Genomic DNA, 22,804 nt, shown 5'->3' with positions numbered 1-22,804 from the left:
AGCGTGAAATGAGCGGAGCACTATCCATGGCAAAGAAAATCCTGTTGGTCGAAGATGACGACGATATTGCCGCGTTGCTGCGTTTAAATCTGCAGGATGAGGGATATCAGATTGTGCATGAAGCGGACGGCGCGCAGGCGCTGGTGCAGCTGGAAAAGGGCGGCTGGGATGCGGCGATTCTTGACCTGATGCTGCCCAATGTCGATGGGCTGGAGATTTGCCGGCGCATTCGCCAGATGACCCGCTACCTGCCGGTGATTATTATCAGCGCCCGCGCCAGCGAGACGCACCGCGTGCTGGGGCTGGAAATGGGGGCGGACGACTACCTGGCCAAACCGTTTTCGGTTATCGAACTGGTTGCGCGAGTCAAAGCGCTGTTTCGCCGCCAGGAGGCGATGGGGCTCAATTTGCTGATGGATTCCGGGCGTATTGATTGCCACGGTCTGAGCATCGACCCGCTTTCGCGCGAAATCAGACTGCATGACGAACTGGTGGATCTGACGCCGCGCGAATTTGACCTGCTGTACTACTTTGCCCGCCATCCCGGCGAGGTCTTTTCTCGTCTGGCTCTGCTTGACCGCGTCTGGGGCTACCAGCATGAAGGCTATGAGCATACGGTCAATACGCATATCAACCGCCTGCGCAGTAAAATCGAACGCGACCCGGCGGAGCCGGAAATCATTCTGACGGTCTGGGGCAAGGGCTATAAATTCGCGCCCGCGCGTAAAGGAGCCGGGCAATGATGCGTCGCTTAAGCCTGAGCCAGCGCCTGGCGTTGGTGTTCACTTCGCTGCTGCTGCTTTGCGCGGCGGCGGTCTGCGTGGTTCAGCTGTACAGCAGCGCGCAATACGGTAATGCGATGGTCCAGCGTCTTTCGGTCGGGCTGGCGCAGCAGATTGTTGCCCGTGAACCGCTGCTCGATGCGCGGGGCCAGGTTAATCGCGAGGCGCTGAAACCGCTTTTCGACCGGCTGATGGTCTTCAATCCCAGCGTCGAGCTCTATCTGGTCTCTCCTGACGGCGAGCTGCTGGCGGATGCTGCGCCGCCGGGCCATATCAAACGCCAGCGCGTTGACATCGTGCCGATCCAGACGTTTCTCTCCGGTGGCACCTGGCCGGTGTACGGCGACGATCCGCGTAGCCAGGATCAGCGCAAGGTGTTCAGCGTGGCGCCGCTGAATGTCGACGGCCAGCTGCGCGGCTATCTCTATATTATCCTGCAAGGGGAAACCTTTAATGAGCTGGCGGCCAGCGCCTGGCAGAAGACGCTGGGAAGCCTGCTTGTCTGGACGCTGCTGCTGGTGGCCCTGTTTGGTCTGCTGGCCGGCGGACTGGCCTGGTATTGGGTGACGCGCCCGGTACGCCAGCTAACCGCGCAGGTGGGGATCCCCGGAGAAGACAGCATCGGGGCGATTAAACTGCTGGCGGCGCAAGCGCCGGATCCGCATCCGGGGAATGAAGTGGCGATCCTGCATAACCGGTTTATCGACCTGGCCCGGCAGATCGCCGGACAGTGGGATCGGCTAGCTGACAGCGATCGCCAGCGGCGTGAGTTTATCGCCAATATTTCTCACGATCTGCGCACTCCGCTGACGTCGCTGCTGGGCTATCTCGAGACGCTGACGCTGAAAGCCGATCGGCTGAGTGCGGAAGAAAGCAAACGCTACCTCAATATTGCGCTGCGCCAGGGGAATAAAGTCCGCTCTCTTTCCCAGCAGTTGTTTGAGCTGGCGCGCCTTGAGCATGGCGGCATCAAGCTGCAGCCGGAGAAATTTGTGCTGGCGGAGCTGGTTCAGGACGTGGCGCAGAAGTTCGACCTGGCGATTGCCACCCGCCATATCCGCTTACAGCTCTCGCTGGCCGGGGGATTGCCGCCGGTGGTGGCGGATTTATCGATGATGGAGCGGGTGTTGACCAATTTGCTGGATAACGCGATTCGCCATACGCCGGATGGCGGCAATATCAGCCTGACGGCCCGTCAGCAGGGGGCGGAGATGGTGGTTGACGTCGCCGATAGCGGTCCCGGCGTTGCTGGCGAGCTGCGGGCCACATTGTTTGAGAGGCCTTCGGTGCTGGAGCCCGGCCAGAGCCCGGAATCACGAGGCGGGTTGGGGCTGATGATTGTGCGGCGGATGCTGCAACTGCACGGCGGTGATATTCACCTGGTGGATGTGCCGGCAGGGGCCAGCTTCCGCTTTACCCTGCCGTTGCGCTCATAGCGTGGGTTCCCCGTTCGTGACGTACTGGCCGGGGAGAGCGACCCGGAGCAGACATGGCGCCCCGGGTCAGCGGAGGATTACTGCGGGAACCACTGATTGCTGATTTTCTGATACGTGCCGTCCGCTTTAATCGCTTTCAGCGCGCCATTGAGTTTTTCCAGCAGCGCCTTGTTGTCCGGACGTACCGCGATGCCGAGGCCGGTGCCGAAGTATTGCGGGTCGGTCACTTTAGGCGTGGCGACGCCCAGCTGTGGGTTGGTCTTCAGCCACTCATTCACCACCGCGGTATCGCCAAACACCCCGTCAATACGGCCATTTTTCAGGTCGATAATCGCGTTCTGATAGCTATCATAGGCGACGGTTTTGACTTCCGGATGTTTGTCCTGCAGATATTTCTGGTGGGTAGTGCCGTTTTCCATGCCAATACGTTTGCCTTTCAGATCGGCAAAGGAGTGGAAGGCGTCTTTTTTAGCGATAACCAGCGCCGAGTTAGCGTAGTACGGATCGGTAAAGGCGACCTGCTTGCTGCGCTCCGGGGTAATGTCCATGCCGGAAATCACCGCGTCATATTTTTTAAATTTCAGCGCCGGGATCAGGCTATCGAAAGCGTGGTTGGTAAAGGTACAGTCAGCCTGCATCTGTTTGCACAGTGCTTTCGCCAGATCCAGATCGAAACCGACGATCTGATTGTTAGCATCCATGGATTCAAAAGGAGGGTAGGTCGCCGAAACGCCGAAGCTGATCTTCTCTGCTGCGGCCGCGTTAAATGCGGTAGTGGCGAACATTGCGGCTAACAGTAACTTCTTCATGCGTGTTGCTCCCGTCTGTCAATATTATGGTCGTTCGTCGTTTCCTGACGTGGAATCACCATGCCAAAAAATGAATTTATATTCAATATAAATGTATTTTTATTTAGTTTTCTGCTGGAAATATGTTCAGGAGATCGGTTAAATGCAGCAATCCGACAACCTGCTTGTCGTCGTTAATCACCGGCAGTACGCTGACGGGAGCCGGCTGATGCTGCTCCATGGTCCTGATCGCCTCATCAATTAACTGGTGTTGACCAATGCAGGTCGCGAAAGGGTTCATCAGCTCCCTCACCGGGGTCTGTAAGAAGAGGTTGTTGTACATGATATAGCGGCGGATATCACCGTCGGTAATAATGCCTTCCAGTTCATTGCGGCCATTGACAATCAGCGCTGCCCCGGAGAGATAGCGGGTCATGATAAACAGCGCATCGAGTATCGTCGACTCCCGACCGATAAGACAGGCTTTTTCGCCGCTGCGCATTGCTTTCCCGACCGTTAATAGCCGCCTCCTGCCGAGCGAACCGCCGGGATGGTAGAGGGCAAACGCCTCTTTGCTGAAGTTTCGCTCTTGCATCAGGGTCACGGCAAGGGCGTCTCCGATAGCCAACGCCAGGGTGGTGCTGGTTGTCGGGGCAAGATCCAGGGGGCAGCATTCGTGCTCAACCTGAGCGGAAATAACCACGTCGCTGTATTTTGCCAGGAGGGAGTCAGGGGTTCCGCATATCGCAATAATGGGCACGCCTGTTCGCTTGAGCGCGGGGAGCATATTGACGACTTCGGTCGTTTCGCCGCTGTTGGAGATAAGGATCACGACATCTTCGCGGCTGACTCTTCCCAGGTCGCCGTGCAGCGCTTCGCCCGGGTGCAGATAAAATGAGGGAGTGCCGGTGCTGGCGAGGGTGGCCGAAATCTTATGCGCGATATAGCCGGGTTTGCCCATTGCGCTTAGCACCACCTTGCCCGGTGCATTTAATATAATATTTATCGCTTGTGCAAAGCTCTCATTAATATTAGAGGTTGCACTAATTATTGCCTTTGCTTCTTCATGCAATACGTTACGGCCTCGATTAATTAATTCCTGAATGTTTCTTGTTTTATTATTCATAACGAGTTCCTTTAGTCGTTTATCGTTATTATGGTAGGCCCGATCACAATACTCTTTTAATTTTGTGATTGAGTGAATGAACTGTGAATTTGTGATTTTATTCACATCTCCATATTTAAAAAACGGTTAGCTTAAAAATCGAGTGAAGCTAACACTCAGCGAGATAATGTCATGACACGCTATTCAAAAACGCAAAGGGTGCGTCGTATTATTGAGATGCTTGACGTTAATCATTCCACTACTATTAACCAGTTAGCTGAATACTTTACAGTTTCACATATGACAATTCGCCGTGATGTTGAGGAACTCCAGAAGAACGGGCGGGTCAAGGTTATATTCGGTGGGCAAATTATTAAGGGATTCATTAACGAAAGTCCGGAATATAAAGATAAAGCGCAGCACAATATTGCATGGAAGAAAGAGGTAGCGCTCCAGGCCTATAAACTCTTGCGTCCTGGCGAGATTGTTTTTATGGACGGTGGTACCACGGTGAAACAGCTGGCCTGGTTAATAGATATTCCACTAACGGTGATCACTAACGATATTTCTACCGCCTATATTTTGAATGACCGACCCAACATTAAATTGTTTATTTGCCCCGGTGAGTTAGTCAGGGAAAGCCGCTCAGCCTATTGTACCGAGACGCTGCGTTACCTGAGCGAGCATTATACCGACCTCGCTTTTATCGGGGCCGATGGTTTTGATGAGAATTATGGCGCAATGACGACCACGCAAAGTAAAGCGGACTGCAAGTGGATGGCAATGAGCCGTGCCGCAAAGTCAGTCCTGCTGGTGGATGAGAGTAAACGAAATGTCTTCTGCCATTACAAAATAACCGATTTGGCGGAATTCAGTCAGGTCATCGTCAATAGCGATTCGCTGATGAGGTGACATCAACCCGATACGGAGAGGGAAGCACTGTGAAAATTGCAATAATTGCGGACGATTTAACCGGCGCAAATGCGACCGCCGCGCTGTTAAGTACCAAAGGGTTTACGACCATGACCTGTCTGGATAACGACGCTGAAGAGGCGCAGCGCTTTGATGTGGTTTCATTTTCTACAGATTCCCGCTCTGTTTCCTCTGTTGAAGCCTACAGGCGGGTAGCGGAATGCGTCGCGCGGATTAACCCCGAACAGACGTTGATCAGTAAGCGCATTGATTCAACGCTGCGCGGTAATTTGGGCGCTGAAGTTGATGCGGTCATCGATAGCTTCCCCCATCTGATGGCTATCGTCGTCCCCGTTTATCCCTCCAGCGGGCGTATTTGTGTGGGAGGCTCGCTGCTGGTGGATGGCATTCCGCTACAGAATACCGCAATGCGCAACGATCCTAAAAACCCCATGCTGGAATCGTCGGTGGTGGAATTGTTCCGCCAGCAGACCAATAAAAACGTCAGCTATATTTGTCTGCGCGATGTGTTGCGTGGCGAAATCACGCTGACTAAAAAACTGAAGGAGTTGTATTGCGCTAACGTGCGTATTGTCATCATCGATGCGACAACCGGCGATGATATTCAGCAGATAGCCCAGGCGGTACAGAAAGCAAAAATTCCCTGTTTTTGCGTTGACCCCGGCGTGTTCACCGCGCAGCTCGCATGGTTAAAATTTTCATCCGGACGCAGGCGGACCAATAAAGTTTTTCTGGCCATTGGCAGCGTTTCTGATTTAACCCAGCGGCAAATAAAAAAATTACGCTACGAGCGCGAAGTGTATATTGAAACGCTGTCGGCAGAAGAGTTAATTAATTTTTCTCTTCACCCGGAAAATGCCGCCCAGCTCGTTGACCGGTTAATTGATAAAACCCGGACCTGTGATGTGGTCGGCATTGATTCTGTCGAGGCCCCTGAGCATATATTCAGGCTAGAAACGCTCGCTAAAAAATTTGCGGTCGACAATCATCAGGTCAGCTGCATGATTAATAGCGGTATCGCCGAAGTCGTGGCTCAGGTGTTGAAGAAAGAAAAATCGCCGATCAGCGGACTCTACGGTAGCGGCGGCGATGTGATGGTCAGTATAACCAAACGATTAAAAGGCAGTGGCGTAGTATTAAAAGACGAAGTTGAGCCGCTGGCCGTCTATGGAAAGTTAGTTGGCGGACTGGCTGATGGGCTGCCATTAATTACCAAAGGCGGATTTGTCGGGAATGATAATACTCTGGTGCACTGCATTGATTATTTAGTGACGAAAGTCTCGGGTAACACTGCCATTACCGAAACTGTGTAAATATAAAAGGAGTTAATTATGAGACCGTTGGTGGTTATTCCAATGGGGGATGCTGCTGGCATCGGCCCGGAGATTACCGTAAAAACCCTGGCGTCGGAGCATGCGCAACAATATGCCAGAATGGTCGTTGTCGGCAATAAAACTATTCTGGAACAGGCGATGAAGTTTTCCGGCGTATCGTTATCAATTAACGTCATTTCTGGCGTGAATGAGTATATCGATCGACCGGGATTAATGAATCTTATTGAGACCGGAGATCTCAATATTGACGTGTTTAAAGCGGGAGAGATTCAGGGGCAGTGCGGCAGGGCGGCCTATGACTGTATTGAGAAAGCGGTAAAGATGACGCTATGCGGCGACGTCGATGCGGTGGCGACGACCCCGATTAATAAGGAGTCGCTGAGGGCCGGGGGCGTTGATTTTATCGGACATACCGAGATATTTGCTCATCTCACGAATACCCACGATCCGCTGACCCTGTTTCAGGTTCGCACGCTGCGGGTTTTCTTCCTGACGCGCCATCTCTCTCTGGTTGAGGCGATCCGCAGCCTGACGCCGGAGAAAGTATGCGATTACGCGCTGCGCTGTACGCGTGCGCTGCAGCAGCTTGGCGTGCCACAGCCCAAACTGGTGGTGGCCGCGATTAATCCCCACGGCGGCGAGCACGGCCTGTTTGGCCATGAGGATGATGACGTTCTGTTGCCGGGTATTGAGCTCGCGCGTGACCAAGGCATAGCGATTGAGGGGCCAAAACCGGCCGACAGCGTATTCCATTTTGCTCTGCAGGGGGCATGGGATGCCGTGCTGTCGCCGTATCATGACCAGGGGCATATCGCCACCAAAATGGTGGACTTCCACCGCACCATTTCTATCACCAGCGGCATGCCTGTCCTGCGAACTTCCGTTGATCACGGTACCGCAAATGACATTGCGGGGAGGGGAATTGCCGATCCGGTCAGCCTGATTGAAGCGGTCAGGCTGGCGGCACTCTACGCGCCTTATTACAAAAAACAATAACCTGTGGCGGGCGTCACCGCCCGCTGCCTCAATAATCCGAGGTGAGTATGTCTGATAAACCAGTGGAAGCCGCCGCGACGGGAATGAGTCCGGCATTGAAGGGGGCGCTAGTCCTTGGCATTGGGTTAATCATTTTTAACCCTGGAAGCACCAGCGGGGAGGAGCTCGACAGTTTCCGCGTGATTGGCGGACTGCTGGTCGCAATAGCGGCGCTGCTCTTTATGATCCTTAAAACGCGCATTCCCGCGTTTCCCGCATTGATCATTGCCGCGGTGATTACCGGCTCGTTGGGCGGGATGAAAAGCGAAATGATGATCGCTTCTGTCACCAGGGGCTTTGGCGGGACGTTAGGCAATATCGGCATCGTGATTGGCTTTGGCGTGATGATGGGCTCGCTGCTGCAGATGAGCGGAGCCTCTAAGCGCATGGCGATTTCGTTTATCAACCTGCTGGGCAAGGGACGTGAGGAGCTGGCGCTGGTGATGATCGGTCTGATCGTCTCAATGGCCGTATTCTGCGATTCGGCGTTTATCGTTCTGGTACCGTTGGTTAAGGCTATCTCCCGTTCAACGGGTAAATCGGTGGTTGGCTTAGGGGCAACGCTTGCGGCCGGATTAGTGATCAGTCATAGCATGATCCCGCCTGCCGTTGGTCCGTTTGGCGTGGTATCGCAGTTCAATATGCCGATTGGCCGGTTTATGCTCTGGAGCATGGTCGTGGCGGTACCGGTGGCGATAGCCGGATTCCTGTATACCCGACGTCTTGGCAACGCTATTTTCCTGATCCCGACGGCAGACGGCAGTGGTTTTACCCGTGAACGCCCCCTTGCCGGCGAGGAAAGCGTGCAGCAGGAGGAGTCTCTGCCGGGTAAAGTGATTTCGTTTGCTCCGCTGATGGTGCCGATCGTACTGATTCTGCTGGCCACCTTCTTCAAGGAGTTCGGCTACATTGACCCGGAGAGTCATACGTGGCAGCAGTCGTTAGCGCAGATGGTCGTCGCTATCGGCCATCCGGTTACGGCGGTGGGGACCGGGTTACTGATCGCCATTATTGGGCTGGGTAGCCGTTACGAGCGTAAAGAAGTCACCCAAAATATGGAAAATGCGATTCGCTCGGCGGGGATTATCTTTCTGGTTATCGGCGGCGGCGGGGCGCTGGGTATGGTGCTGCGTGATTCCGGCGCCGGCAATATGATAGCCGATTACATTATCCGCACAGGCGTTCCGGGTGTCTTGCTGCCGCTGACCATTTCGACGCTGGTGCGTTTAATTCAGGGGTCTGGTACGGTGGCGATGATTACCGCGGCGAGTATTACCGCCCCGATGATCGGGACCTTAGGCGTGGATCCGGTGATTGCTGGCCTCGGCTGTACGGTAGGCTCCTTTATGTTTTCCTACTTTAACGATGCCTATTTTTGGGTTGTGAACCGCTCGCTCGGCGTGACTGAAGTCCAGGAGCAGATCAGAGTGTGGAGTATCACCTCGACTATCCTCTGGGCGACCGGGTCGGTCACCCTACTGCTGATTAACGCGCTGTGCTTTTAAGAGATAAAAAAAGGGATCCCTCAGGGATCCCTTTTAGGGTTAATTCCGTCGTTCGAATGCCAGCGCTCGACGCTCCACTAACCGCATCAGCAGCGTCAGCAGACCGTTGACGATGAGATAGACGATGCCGGCCGCGCCAAACACCATGACGTCGTAGGTGCGTCCGTACAGCAGCTGGCCGTGTCCCATGACTTCCATCAGCGTAATGGTGTAAGCCAGAGAGGTACTTTTGAACACCAGCACCACCTCGTTGGAATAAGAAGAGAGGGCGCGCTTAAAGGCGTACGGCAGCAGAATCGCCAGCGTGTCTTTCTTGCTCATGCCCAGCGCGCTACAGGATTGCCACTGGCCGTCAGGGATGGCGCGGATCGCACCATAAAACAGCTGGGTGGTGTAGGCGGCGCTGTTCAGGGACAGAGCTATCATGGCGCACAGCCAGGGTTCAGAAATCAGATGCCACAGCACCGGGTAGTCCTGCAAAGAGGGGAACTGACCTGGACCATAGTAAATCAGGAAGATCTGCACCAGCAGCGGCGTACCGGTAAATAAGGTGATATAAGCGCGAACAATCCACACCAGCACCGGCGTTTTCAGCGTCAGGACGATGGTGAAAACCAGCGACAGGATCAGCGCGACGACGATCGACGCCGCCGTCAGCGTCAGGCTGGTATGCAGCCCTTTTAGCAGTTCGGGTAAGTAATCGAGCATCAGCCTGGTCTCCGTTCGAAGCGCGTCGCACGTTGGTCAATACGTTTGAGGATGTACTGACTGAGCAGGGTGATGACCAGATAGATCGCCGCCGCGATGATATACCAGTTAAACGGTTCCTGAGTGCGGGTAGCGATGCTCTTGGTTTGCAGCATCAGATCGTTGACGCTGATTAAACTGACCAGTGCGGTATCTTTCAGCAGAACCAGCCACTGGTTGCCGAGGCCCGGCAGCGCATGACGCCACATTTGCGGCATCACCAGACGGAAGAAGATAGCCCCTTTCGACAGCCCCAGCGCCTGGCCTGACTCCCATTGTCCCTGAGGTACCGCCTTGAGCGCCCCGCGCAAAGTTTGCGAGGCGTAAGCGGCGTACAGCAGGGACAGCGCGATGGCGCCGCACAGGAACGGACTGACGTCGAAGTCTTCAATCTGCATCTGTACCGGAATCTGCACAAAACCAAGATTGATCGTAAAACCGTCAGAGAGCGTAAGCAGTAGCTGTGAGGAGCCGAAATAGATAAACAGGACCACCAGAATCTCCGGTAGCCCACGCAGAATCGTGACCACGCCGGTTGCGAACCATGCCAGCGGGCGCCATTTCACTGACTCCAGCACGGCAAACAGCATCGCCAGCACCAGGCCGATGATCAGCGCGCAAACGGCAAGGCCGACGGTCATCCCGGCGGCGCTTGCTAAGGGAAAAATTTCATTCATTTAGCGTTACTTCTGAAACCATTTGCTGTAGATGGTCTGGTAAGTCCCATCTTTTTTCACTTTTTCCAGCGCAGCATTAAATTTCTGCTGCAGCTCGGTATTGCCCTGGCGCAGCGCAATGCCCAGACCGGTGCCGAAGTAGTCTTTATCCGTGACCTTATCGCCCACCGCGGCCAGCTTCGGATTGCTCTTCAGCCATTCGGTGACGACGGCATTATCGCCAAACACGGCATCAATACGGCCATTTTGCAGATCCAGTTTCGCATTCTGGTAGCTGTCATACGGCACGGTGGTGATTTCAGGGTGTTTGTCATTAATAAATTTCTGGTGCGTAGTCCCGTTCTGGACGCCGACTTTTTTGCCTTTCAGCTGCTCGAGGCTGGTGAATTTACCCTTCTGGCCGACAAACAGCGCCGAGTTTTCATAGTAAGGCGTGGTGAACAGCACCTGCTTTTCACGCTCAGGCGTGATATCCATCCCGGCCATCACCGCATCGACGCGGCGGAATTTGAGGCTGGGGATCAGGCTATCGAAGGCCTGGTTGGTAAAGGTGCAGGTGGCATCAATTTCTTTACACAGCGCGTTGGCCAGATCGACATCAAAACCGACAATTTTATTGTTGGCATCAATCGATTCAAACGGAGGGTAGGAGGCCTCAGTGGCGAAACGAATGGTCTGGGCGGCAGTAGCTGACAGGCTCATGCTGGCCAGGATCGCGGCAATCAGTACTTTTTTCATCGTCATTTCCCCGAAAACATCAATGTGAAAGATAGTTTTTAAACGCGTCGGTCTGCGGATGCGTAAAGCAGCTGGCATCCCCTTGTTCAATGATGTGACCATTTTCCATATACACCACGCGGCTTGCCGTTTTACGCGCCACTTCCACTTCGTGGGTGACGATAACCTGCGTAATGCCGGTGCCGGCCAGCTCGCGAATAATGCTGACGATCTGAGCGGTGATTTCCGGGTCGAGCGCTGCGGTAGGTTCATCAAACAGCAGGACCTGGGGTTCCATCATCAGCGCCCGCGCAATGGCGACGCGCTGCTGCTGGCCACCGGAAAGATGCAGCGGATAACGATCGCTGTAGGGCTTGAGACGAAGACGTTCCAGCAGTTTTTCGGCGCGAGCGAGCGCCATGTCTTTACTTAACCCCAGCACGCGGCAGGGGGCTTCAATCAGGTTTTGCTGCACCGTCAGGTGCGGCCACAGATTATACTGCTGGAAAACCATACCCACGTTCTGGCGCAGCTCGCGAATGGCTTTGTCAGAAGGCGTTTTGGTAAAGTCGAAGTGGTTACCGGCGATATGTAATGTCCCGGAACGCGGCATTTCCAACAGGTTGAGTACGCGAAGCAGCGAGCTTTTCCCGGCACCACTCGGGCCGAGCAGCACCAGCGTTTCCCCCTGCGGGCAATCCAGCGTGATGTCGAACAGCGCCTGATGCGCGCCGTAGAAGCAGTTAATGCCGTTTAGTTTAATACTCATCTGGGCTGTCTGATACGAATAGCTATTGAGGCCGCAAATACTACCTTTGACAGAATAGTTATGCAATATTTATGCGTTAAAAGTTAAATGTAAACCGCATTTACCTCTAAAATTAGCACAAAATATGGGTTCGTGGGGTAGGGAGGCTCGAATGTCGGCATAACTGAAGAAATACCGACATTTTACCGGAGTTATCGTTTCAGCGGCGTAGGTTCCACGTCCTTATCCGCGTTTTTCAAGACTCTGTTGCAGGGAACCGGCCGGGGCACGAGAGTTAATGCCAAGGTAACGTACGTCATCGACGGCCCAGCACTGGCCTTCCTGAATCATCAGCACTTCATCCTGCCAGCTTTGGCTGCCCTGTTTTAAATCGACGCGCAGAGGGATATTGCGGGCATCGCGGTTTGGAATGGTGGAGGCGCTGGCCACGCTGGCGCTATCGGCCGGGGTTGTCGAGCTGGAGAAGAGGTTCGATTGCAGCAGCGAGCTGCGGGACGGATCCTGGCGGGCATCGTTTAATAATCTGGCCAGATCGTCGCTGAGATAAGGACGCAGGGCCGTCAGGTCGTTGTTTCGGTGCTGGATCTGATAATCGTAGAATTTCTGCGCCACCTCATCCGGTCCACCTTCGATGCAGGCCCCGCTGCGGGTGCCATTATCTTTATAGGCGGGGGTGACGGTGGTACAGGCACTCAGCGCGAGCGCGCACGGGATAATAAAAGCAACGAGTTTGTCGCGCATAATGATTTCCTTATAGGCTCACTACGTTAAAATATCTCTTCAAGCATAGCGTATCGATACGACAATGTGCTTGACTCTCTGAGCTAACACCTTGAACGCAAAAGAAGGACTTGATGATGCAATTTTCAACGACTCCCACCCTCGAAGGGCAGCCTATTGTGAAATATTGCGGTGTCGTGACGGGAGAGGCTATCCTCGGCGCGAACGTTTTTCGCGACTTCTTCGCCAGCATCCGCGATATCGTCGGTGGTCGCGCGGGGTCCTATGAAAAAGAGCTGCGCAAGGCGCGGGAGATAGCGTTTGGCGAGATGGGCGAGCAGGCAAAAGCGCTGGGTGCCAACGCGGTCGTCGGTATCGATATCGATTATGAGACGGTGGGCAAGGATGGCAGCATGCTGATGGTTTCCGTCAGCGGCACGGCGGTACAGACACGGTGAGGATACGCCCTGGACTGAGCGTCGCGCTGCTAATGCTGCTGCTGGCGGGCTGCGCGACAGAAAAGGGAATTATTGACCGCGACGGTTACCAACTCGACACTCGCCATCCGGCACAGGCCGCCTACCCGAGAGTGAAAATATTAGTCATTCACTATACCGCCGATGACTTTGACGTTTCCCTGGCGACCCTGACGGATAAAGAGGTCAGTTCGCACTATTTGATTCCCGAGCGGCCCCCGCTGCATCACGGCAAACCGCGGATCTGGCAGCTGGTGCCGGAACAAGATTTGGCCTGGCACGCGGGGATTAGCTTCTGGCGCGGCAGCACGCGCATTAACGATACCTCTATCGGCATTGAGCTGGAGAACCGCGGCTGGCAGAAAAACGCGGGGACGAAAAGCTTTACGCCGTTCAACCCGGCACAGATTAATGCGCTGATGCCGCTGGCAAAAGATATTATTGCCCGCTACCACATTGCGCCGCAAAACGTGGTTGCCCACGCCGATATTGCCCCGCAGCGTAAGGACGATCCCGGGCCGTTATTCCCATGGCGGCAGCTGGCGGAGCAGGGTATTGGCGCGTGGCCGGATGCCGGTCGGGTGGCGTTTTATCTCAATGGCCGACCGTCGTATCAAGCGGTTGATAGCGCAGAGCTGCTGGATACGCTCTCTCGCTATGGCTATCAGGTCACGCCGGAGATGACCCCGGCGCAACAGAAACGGGTCATTATGGCCTTTCAGATGCACTTTCGCCCGGCGCGCTGGGATGGCGTCGCCGATGCTGAAACCCAGGCCATCGCCGAGGCGCTGCTGGAAAAGTATGGCCAGGGATAACCTGCGGTTAGCGGTGTAATTTGCCGTGGTCCTTCAGCCAGGCGGCGGTGCGAATAATGCCGTCATCGAGCGTAACCACGGGTTGATAACCCAGCTCTTGCTGAGCGCGGGAGATATCGAGGGTAAAGTCAAAGTTCAGCTTGGAGACGCCGTAGTGGGTAAAGGCGGGTTCTCTGGCTGATTTATTGCCGAAATGCTCCATACTGCGGGCGATAATATCCAGCATCGGGTAGGGTACGGAGCGGATCCGGCATTTAATGCCCAGTTCATCAATCAGCTTCTGCACGATGCTGTGCAGCGTACGCGGTTCGCCGTTGGTGATATTCCAGGCGCGGCCGGAGGGCAAGCTGTCGCACAGCGGCTGGCTGGCGAGCCACATCGCATGCACCGCATTTTCATAATAGGTCATATCAACCAGCGCGCTGCCGCCGCGTGGCAGCAGGACGCTACCATAGTGCTGCATCATTTGCGCCAGGCGAGGAATAAACACTTTATCATGGGGGCCGAACAGGCTCTGCGGACGCAGAATGGTAAAGCGGGTATTGGGGTTCGCCTGAGCCAGCAGATGAATGACCTCTTCACTGGCCGCCTTGCTGCGGGCAAATTCATTGGCGAAACGCTGCGGGCGGAAATCTTCCTGCACATCGCGATGATGGTGATAATCAAAATAGAGCGACGGGGAGGAGATATGAACGAAATTACGCACCCCCCAGGCAACGGCCCACTCTCCGAGACGGCGGGTGGCCCGCACGTTAGCGAGATCAAAAGCCTGCTGCGTACCCCAGGGAGAGGTAAAGCTTGAACAGTGCCACAGGGTATCGATACCGGCGAGCATCACTTTAGCCTGCGAAGAAACCAGTTCGGTTAAATCGGCAGGCACAAACTCGGCGCCCATTTTGCTCAGAAGCTTGCCCATCGCTTCATTACGCCCGGTGGCTCTGACGCTGATGCCTTGATGACGCAGATATTCCACCGCGTTGCGGCCTAATCCGCTGGTCGCGCCGGTAACCAGTACCTTCATATCAACCTACTGTCCCAGAAAAGAATTTCGTGCGCATTTTTCCGTGATTCTCCTCATGATGCAATGAGAATGATGAAAGAATGCCACACATACTGCCTATTTGCCTGTGATTTGTTCGGCCAGCCGGGCAATGCGTCGCGCCATGCCGCGAAAGATAAACAGATGCGCCGGGATCATCAGCAGCCAGTAGAACAGCCCGGGCATGCCGTGAGGATGCCACCAGGCGCGGACATCCAGCTCGCGGCGATCGCCTTTATCTCTGAGCGTAAAACTCAGTCGTCCCAGACCCGGCGCTTTCATGCCGAATAGTAAGGTTAGCTGCTTTTCCGGTTCGACGATAATGACCTTCCAGCTGTCCACCGTATCCCCGGTCTGCAGGTTGGCGCGATCGGGACGGCCTTTCGCCAGCCGGTGGCCGACCAGCAGGTCCATCATCCCGCGGATTTGCCACAAAATGTTGCCAAAGAAGTAACCCTCTTTGCCGCCGATTTGATTAACCACCTGCCACAGCGCCGCCGCGCTGGCGCGGGTGCTGATCGTACAACCGGCCTGTTTAGGGTAGTAGCCATACTCCGGCCGCCAGCGGGCAAACGCCTGGGCGTCATAGCCCCAGTCGCTGGAGTTCGCCAGCTGCTCTTCGTCTTTTAACGTGCGGCGCACCGCCTCATTAAAGGAGATAAGCGGCTGGGGGATCAGCGCGCGCAGGGCGCGATCGTCGGCGATCAGATCGTGCTTTAGCCCCTGAATCAATGCCCGGGCGATGGTGGGAGGCACCGACGTGATCACGTTGAGAAACCACACCGAAATCCAGCGGGTGGGAAACGGAATCGGGATTAACAGGCGCTGCTTGCCGCTCACCGCCATAAAGCGAGTGAACTGCTGCTGGTAACTTAATACTTCTGGTCCGGCGGCTTCCAGTATCCGATGAGCGCTGGCCGGATGATGCAGCAGTTGCACCAGATAATAGAGCAGGTTCTCCAGCGCGACAGGCGTCGTTCGCGAGCGAACCCAGCGCGGCGGCGTCAGAACCGGCAGATTGTAGACCATATCGCGCATCACTTCGAAAGCGGCGGAACCGGCGCCGATGATAATTCCCGCCCGCAGTTCGGTGACCGGGACGGCGGCTTCCCGCAGAATGTCGGCGGTGATTTGCCTGGCGCGCAGATGATCCGATTGTTCCGCTTCCGGCGCCTGCAGGGAACTGAGAAAAATCAGCTGCCGGACTGGCGTGACGCGCAGGGCATCACGAACGTTGACCGCGACCCGGCGCTCGTGGGCAATAAAGTCGCCGCCTTCGCCCATTCCGTGCACCAGATAATACACGGTATCCGCCTGCGCCAGCAGGGCGGACAGCCCCTGCGGTTGGTTAAGATCGAGCGGCTGGCAGCTTACGCCCGGGAGATTGAGCTTTTGCAGTCTGTCGACATGGCGCGCCGCCGCCAGCACCGGGTAACCCTGCTCGCTTAATGCCTGCACCAGATGCTGGCCGATATAGCCGCTGGCGCCGAGCACCAGAATGTGTTGCGACACGCCGGGCTCCTTAGCGTTGCAAAAATGCCTGCCAGTGGCCGACGACGTCCGCAAGCTGCTGGCGGCTGACATCCAGATGCGTCACCAGGCGCACGATCGGCGAAGCATTGATCAGCACGCCGCGCTGCTGCATAAATGCCCCCAGCGCTGTGGCGTGCTCTTCCCCCACGCGGACAAACAGCATGTTGGTATCATGCCGGGTCACGTCGGCGCCAATGGCGCTGAGTTGCCCGGCCATCCACGTCGCATTATCGTGATCCTCTTGTAGCCGTTGGACGTTGTTTTGCAGGGCGTAGAGGCCCGCCGCCGCCAGAATCCCGGCCTGGCGCATGCCGCCGCCGACCATTTTCCGCCAGCGGGTGGCGCGGCGAATGTACTCGTGGCTACCGACCAGCAGCGAGCCGACCGGCGTACCCAGCCCTTTGGAGAGACAGATAGTGAATGAATCACAGTACTGCGCGATGTCGCGCAGTTCGCAGCCGTAATCAACCACCGCATTGAAGATACGCGCGCCATCAACGTGCAATGCCAGATTATGCTTACGGGTAAACTCCCATGCCTCCTGGAGGTATGCGCGCGGCAGAACCTTACCGTTGTGGGTGTTTTCGAGGCTCAGCAGGCGTGTCGGGGCAAAGTGGATATCGTCAGGTTTAATCTTCGCGGCGACCTTATCCAGCGGCAGAGTGCCGTCTGCGGCGGCATCGATCGGCTGTGGCTGAATGCTACCCAGCACTGCCGCTCCGCCCGCTTCATACAGATAGTTATGCGCGCCCTGGCCGACGATATACTCTTCGCCGCGCTGGCAGTGGCTTAGCAGACCGACCAGATTAGCCTGGGTGCCGGTGGGCAGGAACAGCGCGGCTTCTTTAGCGGCCAGCTGTGCGGCGTAGCGCTGAAGTTCATTTACCGTCGGGTCGTCGCCATACACGTCGTCTCCGACCGGCGCGGCCATCATCGCCTCCAGCATGGCGGGGCCTGGCCGGGTTACGGTATCACTGCGTAAATCTATCACGGCATTTCCTTCTGGGTCGATCATCCCGCAGGCGGCTGCTGTCGCGCGCCTTTTGTGTCCCCGATGACAGGCGCGGTGCTGTCGTCGGGGATGCTCGGGCGCGCCGCATCGCGGCATCAGGCATGATTTCAGAGATTAACGAAAAGAATGTTTTACCTGAGCCAGTTGGTTTTCGCCAGTTCGATGACCTCATCGCCGCGTCCGCTGATAATGGCACGCAGCATGTACAGACTAAATCCTTTGGCCTGCTCCAGTTTGATCTGCGGCGGAATGGCCAGCTCCTCTTTGGCGACGACAACATCCACCAGCACCGGGCCATCGGTACTAAACGCGGTCTGTAACGCGCTATCGACCTCGCTGGCTTTTTCGACGCGGATCCCTGTTATCCCGCAGGCTTCAGCAATGCGGGCGAAATTGGTGTCGTGCAGTTCGGTACCGTCGGTCAGATAGCCTCCGGCTTTCATTTCCATTGCCACGAAGCCGAGGACGCTATTATTAAAGATGATAATTTTCACCGGCAGCTTCATCTGCGCCAGCGAGAGAAAGTCGCCCATCAACATGCTAAAACCACCGTCGCCGCACAGCGCCACCACCTGGCGATCCGGCGCTGCCGCCTTGGCGCCAATCGCCTGCGGCATGGCGTTAGCCATCGAACCGTGGTTAAACGACCCGATCAGGCGGCGTCTGCCGTTCATTTTCAGATAGCGCGCGGCCCAGACGGTCGGTGTCCCGACGTCGCAGGTGAAAATTGCGTCGTCGGCGGCAAAATGACCGATCTGCTGCGCCAGATACTGCGGATGAATCGCTTTGTCGCTCGGCTTTGCCAGATCATCGAGCCCTTTACGCGCTTCACTATAGTGCTCAAGGGCTTTATCCAGAAACGTGCGGTCGGTTTTCTCTTCCAGATGCGGCAGCAGCGCGCCGAGCGTGGACTTAATATCGCCAACCAGCGCCATATCGACTTTGCTATGGGCGCCGATGCTGCCGGGGTTGATATCAATCTGGATAATTTTGGCGTCGGTGGGGTAGAAGGCCCGGTAGGGGAACTGGGTGCCCAGCAGCACCAGGGTATCGGCATTCATCATGGTATGGAAACCCGAGGAGAAGCCAATCAGTCCGGTCATCCCGACATCATAGGGGTTGTCATACTCAACGTGCTCTTTACCACGCAGGGCATGGACGACAGGGGCTTTTAATTTCGCGGCAAACTCGACCAGCTCTGCGTGCGCGCCAGCGCAGCCGCTGCCGCACAGCAGGGCGATATTACTGGCATAGCGCAGCACCTGCGCCAGCTTTTTGATCTCTTCCTCCGGCGGCGTGACCGTCGGCAGCGGCGCGGCGTACCAGTGGGTGCTGGCGCTCTCCGGGGCGGCTTTCAGCGCCACGTCGCCGGGCAGCACCACCACCGATACGCCACGGTTAATCACCGCTTTACGCATCGCGATGGCCAGCACCTGTGGGATTTGCTCTGGCGTGGAGACCAGCTCGCAATAGTGGCTGCATTCACGAAACAGCTCCTGCGGATGGGTTTCCTGGAAATAGCCGCTGCCGATTTCACTGGAGGGAATATGGGCGGCGATGGCGACCACGGGAACATGATTGCGATGGCAGTCGAAAAGGCCGTTAATGAGATGGAGGTTACCCGGGCCGCATGAACCTGCGCATACTGCCAGCTCTCCGGTTAACTGCGCTTCGGCGCCAGCCGCAAAGGCGGCGACTTCTTCATGTCGGGTGGGCATCCAGGCAATGGTGCCCATCCGGTTCAGGCTATCGCTCAGTCCGTTGAGGGAGTCGCCGGTGACGCCCCATATGCGTTTTACGCCGGCCTGTTCAAGTGTTTTTGCTATATATGCCGCCACGGTTTGTTTCATGGTTCTCCAGCTCCTTTTTGTGATAACGCCTACAAGCTTAGATGAAACTGATGGGCATGCCGGTGAATCACCCTGATAAAAATCAATTCTTCATGCGCAATGATTAGGCATAATCTGATCGGGTCTCAGGTGCAAACAGGAATCATTTCAAATGATAAAGTCACTGTTAATCAATGTTAATAAAATGCTAGCGAAAGACGATGTCGGCAAACTCTTGTTACGACTTACCGTGGGCGGGCTGATGTTGTTTCATGGATTACACAAACTGTTTGAGGGGGTAGATGGCATCAGCGGCATGCTGGTGGCGAAAGGGTTGCCGGGATTTATCGCCTACGGCGTCCTGATTGGTGAAGTGGTTGCGCCGTGTCTGATTATTCTTGGTATCCTCACCCGACCAGCAGCGCTGGTGCTGGCGTTTACGATGATCGTCGCATGGCTGATGGTTGGCACCGGTGAAACTTTTGCGTTGGATGCGGTTGGTGCATGGGCGCTCGAAAGCCTGGTCTATTTCTTTACTGGCGCGCTGGCGATTGCCTGTCTTGGGGCGGGGCGTTTCTCGGTGGCGGGAAATTCGGTCTGGCGGTGAGGTATTGCCGGATGACGCTGCGCTTATCCGGCCTACATCGACGCCCACAGGCCCGGTAAGCGTCATCGGATGGCGCTGCGCTTATCCGGCCTACAGCGACTCCCGTAGGCCCGGTAAGCGTCAGCGTCACCGGGCATTTTTATCGGTTGGCACGGAGTTTATCCGACCGACAAATGACAACGATTCTCGCCGGTCGGACACGTCTACGATCAGGCGAGAACCAGATCGCCCTGTGGATGGCAGGAGCAGGCCAGCACGTAGCCGTCAGCGATTTCTGCCTCGCTCAGCGTCATGGTGCTGCTGACCGTGTAATCGCCGGAAACCACTTTGGTTTTGCAGCAGCCGCATACGCCTGCGCGGCAGGCGACGGTCACCGGCACCTGGTTGCTTTCCAGCGCCTCCAGCAGCGTGGTGCCGACCGGCGCATAAAACGCTTTCGCCGGCTGCAGTTTGGTGAACTTCAGTCCGTCGCTGGCCGCTTGTGCCACCGGCGTAAAGAACTTCTCTTTAAAGAAGCGGGTCACGCCAAGCGCGGCGACTTCCTGTTCGACCCAGTCCATATAAGGCGCTGGTCCGCAGGTCATGACCGTCCGGGCCGCGAGATCCGGCACGCTATTCAGTAACTCGGTGGTCAGACGCCCGGCGACAAAACCGTGGGCGGCGTTGTTTTCCGCGACCAGCGTCACCGGATACTGCCGCCACTCATCGGCGAAAATCACCTCCTGAGGCGAGCGAATATTGTAAATCACCTGCACATCGGCCTGCGGACGATATTTGGCCAACCAGCGGCGCATCGACATAATCGGCGTGACGCCGCAGCCGGCGGCCAGCATCAGGAACTTATCATCGGCTTTATCTTCACAGGTGAACTCACCCATCGCGTCGGACAGCCAGAGATAATCTCCGCGTTTGAGGTCACGGGTCAGCCACTGTGAGCCCGCGCCCTCGTCAATCCGGCGAACGGTCAGCGTAATGTATTCGCTGACCCCCGGGGTTGAGGAGAGGGTATAGGCGCGCAGCGTTTCCGCCGAATGTCGTACGCTCACCAGCGCATATTGCCCGGCGCGGTACGGATAATAGTCGTGACACAGCAGCGAAATTGTCCAGACATCCGGCGTCTCCTGATGGATGTGATGAACCTGCATCCGCCACGGGCACTGATGGGTTGGCATGGTCATTCTCTTACTCCTTACGCGCTCAACAGCTGCTGCATGTCTTGTTCTACGGTCGTCACTGAACGCAAGCCGAACTTCTCATTGAGAATAGCCAGCAGGTCCGGCGTGAAGAAGCCCGGAGCGGTTGGGCCGGTCACGATGTTCTTCACTCCCAGCGAAAGCAGGGTCAGCAGAATAACGATCGCTTTTTGCTCAAACCAGGAGAGTACCAGCGAGAGCGGCAGATCGTTGACGCCGCAGCCCAGTTTCTCTGCCAGCGTCACCGCCAGAATAATCGCCGAGTAGGCGTCGTTACACTGACCGGCATCCACCAGACGCGGCAAACCTTCGATATCACCGAACTCCAGTTTGTTAAAGCGGTATTTACCGCAGGCCAGGGTCAGGATCAGGCAGTCATCCGGCACGCTGGTGGCGAAATCGGTGAAGTAATTACGTTCGCCGCGCGCGCCGTCGCAGCCGCCAACCAGGAAGATATGGCGCAGTTTTTCACGGCTCACCAGGTCGATGAGGGTATCCGCGGCGCCCAGTAGCGTCTGGCGACCGAAGCCGACGGTGATCAGATGCGGAATTTCGCTGTACGGGAAGCCCGCCATCTGCTGTGCCTGAGCGATAACCGGAGCAAAATCATCCCCTTCGAGGTGACTGACGCCCGGCCAGCCGACAATGCTGCGGGTCCAGATACGGTCATCATAGGCGCCAACGGTCGGGTCGATAATGCAGTTTGAGGTCATCACCACAGGCCCCGGGAAGCGGGCAAATTCTACCTGCTGATTTTGCCAGCCGCTGCCGTAGTTACCGATCAGGTGTTTGAATTTACGCAGCTCCGGATAGCCGTGCGCCGGCAGCATTTCACCGTGGGTATAGACGTTAACGCCGGTGCCTTCGGTCTGCTCCAGCAGGTTGTACAGATCTTTCAGGTCGTGGCCGGAGATCAGGATGCACTTGCCTTCGCTCGCTTTGACGTTGACCTGAGTCGGCGTCGGGTGACCATATTTAGACGTTTCACCGGCATCCAGAATGCTCATCACGTTGAAGTTCATCTGGCCAATTTCCATTGAACACTCCAGCAGAGCGTTCAAATCGGCGGGCCAGGTACCCAGCCAGGCCATGATTTTGTGGTACTGCGCATAGATGTCATTGTCGTACTGACCGAGAACGTGCGCGTGCTCCATATAGGCCGCTGCGCCTTTCAGACCGTACAGACACAGCAGACGCAGGCCGAGGATGTTCTCGCCAATGGCCGCTTTATCTTTATTCGGGGTAAATTCGGCCGCCTGACGCTGCAGGTCGCCGAGATCATCGCTCACCAGTTGCAGATCGGCCATCGGGTTATCGACGCTGGCGGTCGCATCCACGCTCAGGCACCGTGCTTTCAGCGCCTCGCGCATGGCAATAGCCTCACGCGCGTAGCCGACAATCCGCGGGGAGTCGAAGTTAACGTTGGTCAGCGTAGAGAAAAATGCGCGCGGGGCAAAATTATCAACCTCATGATCGATGATGCCATATTCACGGGCTTTTACCGCCCAGGCAGACAGACCTTGTAGGGAAGCAATCAGCAGATCCTGGAGATCGGAGGTTTCTGCCGTTTTACCGCACATACCCTGCGCGTAAGAGCAGCCGTTGCCTGCCGGGGTACGGATGGTTTGTTCACATTGCACACAAAACATGGTCACACCTTTAAAGTTATATTTGATATACATGTTTAAGGTTATGCCTGCAAAAGAAGGGAGAAAAGGTATTTCTGATACAATTTAAAGGGAGATTGATTTA

Annotated in this window: 22 protein-coding genes; 9 read left to right on the top strand and 13 right to left on the bottom strand. The window is 56.0% G+C overall.

Features of this window, described 5'->3' with window-relative positions:
- Positions 1-26 precede the first annotated feature (26 nt).
- Together Electrica_RS17000 and Electrica_RS16995 are read left to right on the top strand one after the other, a co-directional pair.
- Positions 27-743 (top strand): response regulator transcription factor, encoded by a 717-nt coding sequence (locus Electrica_RS17000; RefSeq protein ID WP_100683991.1) that lies wholly within the window; start codon positions 27-29, stop codon positions 741-743.
- Positions 740-2,218, top strand: a complete 1,479-nt coding sequence (locus Electrica_RS16995) for a sensor histidine kinase (protein ID WP_100683990.1) — start codon at positions 740-742, stop codon at positions 2,216-2,218. The genes Electrica_RS17000 and Electrica_RS16995 overlap by 4 nt, the downstream gene beginning before the upstream one ends.
- Positions 2,219-2,295: 77 nt before the next feature.
- Here the strand turns inward: Electrica_RS16995 and artJ are convergent, their stop codons facing one another.
- On the bottom strand, positions 2,296-3,027 hold the full coding sequence (artJ, locus tag Electrica_RS16990) for an arginine ABC transporter substrate-binding protein ArtJ (RefSeq protein ID WP_131048298.1): 732 nt from the start codon (positions 3,025-3,027) through the stop codon (positions 2,296-2,298).
- Positions 3,028-3,130: 103 nt separating this feature from the next.
- Positions 3,131-4,237, bottom strand: coding sequence for a KpsF/GutQ family sugar-phosphate isomerase (locus tag Electrica_RS16985; protein WP_228267378.1), 1,107 nt, complete (start codon positions 4,235-4,237; stop codon positions 3,131-3,133).
- 66 nt (positions 4,238-4,303) lie between these two features.
- On the opposite strand from Electrica_RS16985, the gene Electrica_RS16980 reads away from it, so the two are divergent.
- The 4 genes from Electrica_RS16980 to Electrica_RS16965 are packed head-to-tail and all read left to right on the top strand — an operon-like array spanning position 4,304 to position 8,918.
- Positions 4,304-5,023, top strand: coding sequence for a DeoR/GlpR family DNA-binding transcription regulator (locus Electrica_RS16980; RefSeq protein WP_141965019.1), 720 nt, complete (start codon positions 4,304-4,306; stop codon positions 5,021-5,023).
- Between the two features lie 29 nt (positions 5,024-5,052).
- Entirely contained in the window at positions 5,053-6,357 is a 1,305-nt protein-coding gene (locus Electrica_RS16975; RefSeq protein ID WP_165785372.1) for a four-carbon acid sugar kinase family protein, read from the top strand.
- Positions 6,358-6,375: 18 nt separating this feature from the next.
- The gene (pdxA, locus tag Electrica_RS16970) at positions 6,376-7,374 is read left to right on the top strand and encodes a 4-hydroxythreonine-4-phosphate dehydrogenase PdxA (RefSeq protein ID WP_141965018.1); all 999 of its coding nucleotides are present in this window, start codon (positions 6,376-6,378) and stop codon (positions 7,372-7,374) included.
- A 47-nt stretch (positions 7,375-7,421) separates the two neighbouring features.
- Positions 7,422-8,918: a GntP family permease gene (locus Electrica_RS16965; protein WP_131048301.1), complete on the top strand. Its 1,497-nt coding sequence runs from the start codon at positions 7,422-7,424 to the stop codon at positions 8,916-8,918.
- 39 nt (positions 8,919-8,957) lie between these two features.
- Here Electrica_RS16965 and artM read toward each other — a convergent pair whose 3' ends face one another.
- The 5 genes from artM to Electrica_RS16940 form a co-directional block, all read right to left on the bottom strand.
- Positions 8,958-9,626, bottom strand: coding sequence for an arginine ABC transporter permease ArtM (gene artM, locus Electrica_RS16960; RefSeq protein ID WP_100683983.1), 669 nt, complete (start codon positions 9,624-9,626; stop codon positions 8,958-8,960).
- Positions 9,626-10,342 (bottom strand): arginine ABC transporter permease ArtQ, encoded by a 717-nt coding sequence (gene artQ / locus Electrica_RS16955; RefSeq protein WP_131048302.1) that lies wholly within the window; start codon positions 10,340-10,342, stop codon positions 9,626-9,628. The genes artM and artQ overlap by 1 nt, the downstream gene beginning before the upstream one ends.
- 6 nt (positions 10,343-10,348) lie before the next feature.
- Complete coding sequence (gene artI / locus Electrica_RS16950; RefSeq protein WP_131048303.1) at positions 10,349-11,080, bottom strand: arginine ABC transporter substrate-binding protein ArtI; 732 nt, start codon at positions 11,078-11,080, stop codon at positions 10,349-10,351.
- A gap of 19 nt (positions 11,081-11,099) precedes the next feature.
- The gene (gene artP / locus Electrica_RS16945; protein ID WP_100683980.1) at positions 11,100-11,828 is read right to left on the bottom strand and encodes an arginine ABC transporter ATP-binding protein ArtP; all 729 of its coding nucleotides are present in this window, start codon (positions 11,826-11,828) and stop codon (positions 11,100-11,102) included.
- A gap of 222 nt (positions 11,829-12,050) precedes the next feature.
- On the bottom strand, positions 12,051-12,569 hold the full coding sequence (locus tag Electrica_RS16940) for a lipoprotein (protein WP_131048304.1): 519 nt from the start codon (positions 12,567-12,569) through the stop codon (positions 12,051-12,053).
- 116 nt (positions 12,570-12,685) lie between these two features.
- Between Electrica_RS16940 and Electrica_RS16935 the strand changes: the two genes are divergently transcribed.
- Complete coding sequence (locus Electrica_RS16935; protein ID WP_100684089.1) at positions 12,686-13,006, top strand: heavy metal-binding domain-containing protein; 321 nt, start codon at positions 12,686-12,688, stop codon at positions 13,004-13,006.
- A 32-nt stretch (positions 13,007-13,038) separates the two neighbouring features.
- Complete coding sequence (locus Electrica_RS16930; protein ID WP_142255920.1) at positions 13,039-13,839, top strand: N-acetylmuramoyl-L-alanine amidase; 801 nt, start codon at positions 13,039-13,041, stop codon at positions 13,837-13,839.
- A 7-nt stretch (positions 13,840-13,846) separates the two neighbouring features.
- On the opposite strand, the gene Electrica_RS16925 is transcribed toward Electrica_RS16930, so the two are convergent.
- The 4 genes from Electrica_RS16925 to poxB form a co-directional block, all read right to left on the bottom strand.
- The gene (locus Electrica_RS16925) at positions 13,847-14,860 is read right to left on the bottom strand and encodes an NAD-dependent epimerase/dehydratase family protein (RefSeq protein WP_141965017.1); all 1,014 of its coding nucleotides are present in this window, start codon (positions 14,858-14,860) and stop codon (positions 13,847-13,849) included.
- Between the two features lie 96 nt (positions 14,861-14,956).
- The gene (locus Electrica_RS16920; protein WP_141965016.1) at positions 14,957-16,390 is read right to left on the bottom strand and encodes an SDR family oxidoreductase; all 1,434 of its coding nucleotides are present in this window, start codon (positions 16,388-16,390) and stop codon (positions 14,957-14,959) included.
- Between the two features lie 10 nt (positions 16,391-16,400).
- On the bottom strand, positions 16,401-17,402 hold the full coding sequence (gene ltaE, locus Electrica_RS16915) for a low-specificity L-threonine aldolase (protein ID WP_141965015.1): 1,002 nt from the start codon (positions 17,400-17,402) through the stop codon (positions 16,401-16,403).
- A 152-nt stretch (positions 17,403-17,554) separates the two neighbouring features.
- A complete protein-coding gene (gene poxB, locus Electrica_RS16910) occupies positions 17,555-19,273 on the bottom strand; it encodes a ubiquinone-dependent pyruvate dehydrogenase (protein ID WP_141965014.1) in 1,719 nt (572 codons plus the stop codon).
- Positions 19,274-19,424: 151 nt separating this feature from the next.
- Between poxB and Electrica_RS16905 the strand changes: the two genes are divergently transcribed.
- On the top strand, positions 19,425-19,859 hold the full coding sequence (locus Electrica_RS16905) for a DoxX family protein (protein WP_141965013.1): 435 nt from the start codon (positions 19,425-19,427) through the stop codon (positions 19,857-19,859).
- Between the two features lie 209 nt (positions 19,860-20,068).
- Here the strand turns inward: Electrica_RS16905 and hcr are convergent, their stop codons facing one another.
- The gene (hcr, locus tag Electrica_RS16900; RefSeq protein ID WP_131048310.1) at positions 20,069-21,037 is read right to left on the bottom strand and encodes an NADH oxidoreductase; all 969 of its coding nucleotides are present in this window, start codon (positions 21,035-21,037) and stop codon (positions 20,069-20,071) included.
- Positions 21,038-21,048: 11 nt separating this feature from the next.
- On the bottom strand, positions 21,049-22,701 hold the full coding sequence (hcp, locus tag Electrica_RS16895) for a hydroxylamine reductase (RefSeq protein WP_100685454.1): 1,653 nt from the start codon (positions 22,699-22,701) through the stop codon (positions 21,049-21,051).
- Between the last annotated feature and the right edge of the window lie 103 nt (positions 22,702-22,804).

The organism is Klebsiella electrica (assembly GCF_006711645.1).
GTDB classification, from domain to species: Bacteria; Pseudomonadota; Gammaproteobacteria; order Enterobacterales; family Enterobacteriaceae; genus Klebsiella; species Klebsiella electrica.
The sequence above is the reverse complement of the archived record's forward strand: the minus strand, read 5'-3'. Positions and strand labels throughout refer to the sequence as shown.

Coding starts and splice junctions, on each gene's coding strand:
- Electrica_RS17000 (WP_100683991.1), top strand. CDS start 27: ATGGCAAAGAAAATCCTGTTGGTCGAAGATGACGACGATATTGCCGCG.
- Electrica_RS16995 (WP_100683990.1), top strand. CDS start 740: ATGATGCGTCGCTTAAGCCTGAGCCAGCGCCTGGCGTTGGTGTTCACT.
- artJ (WP_131048298.1), bottom strand. CDS start 3,027: ATGAAGAAGTTACTGTTAGCCGCAATGTTCGCCACTACCGCATTTAAC.
- Electrica_RS16980 (WP_141965019.1), top strand. CDS start 4,304: ATGACACGCTATTCAAAAACGCAAAGGGTGCGTCGTATTATTGAGATG.
- pdxA (WP_141965018.1), top strand. CDS start 6,376: ATGAGACCGTTGGTGGTTATTCCAATGGGGGATGCTGCTGGCATCGGC.
- Electrica_RS16965 (WP_131048301.1), top strand. CDS start 7,422: ATGTCTGATAAACCAGTGGAAGCCGCCGCGACGGGAATGAGTCCGGCA.
- artM (WP_100683983.1), bottom strand. CDS start 9,626: ATGCTCGATTACTTACCCGAACTGCTAAAAGGGCTGCATACCAGCCTG.
- artQ (WP_131048302.1), bottom strand. CDS start 10,342: ATGAATGAAATTTTTCCCTTAGCAAGCGCCGCCGGGATGACCGTCGGC.
- artI (WP_131048303.1), bottom strand. CDS start 11,080: ATGAAAAAAGTACTGATTGCCGCGATCCTGGCCAGCATGAGCCTGTCA.
- artP (WP_100683980.1), bottom strand. CDS start 11,828: ATGAGTATTAAACTAAACGGCATTAACTGCTTCTACGGCGCGCATCAG.
- Electrica_RS16940 (WP_131048304.1), bottom strand. CDS start 12,569: ATGCGCGACAAACTCGTTGCTTTTATTATCCCGTGCGCGCTCGCGCTG.
- Electrica_RS16935 (WP_100684089.1), top strand. CDS start 12,686: ATGCAATTTTCAACGACTCCCACCCTCGAAGGGCAGCCTATTGTGAAA.
- Electrica_RS16930 (WP_142255920.1), top strand. CDS start 13,039: ATGCTGCTGCTGGCGGGCTGCGCGACAGAAAAGGGAATTATTGACCGC.
- Electrica_RS16925 (WP_141965017.1), bottom strand. CDS start 14,860: ATGAAGGTACTGGTTACCGGCGCGACCAGCGGATTAGGCCGCAACGCG.
- poxB (WP_141965014.1), bottom strand. CDS start 19,273: ATGAAACAAACCGTGGCGGCATATATAGCAAAAACACTTGAACAGGCC.
- Electrica_RS16905 (WP_141965013.1), top strand. CDS start 19,425: ATGATAAAGTCACTGTTAATCAATGTTAATAAAATGCTAGCGAAAGAC.
- hcr (WP_131048310.1), bottom strand. CDS start 21,037: ATGACCATGCCAACCCATCAGTGCCCGTGGCGGATGCAGGTTCATCAC.
- hcp (WP_100685454.1), bottom strand. CDS start 22,701: ATGTTTTGTGTGCAATGTGAACAAACCATCCGTACCCCGGCAGGCAAC.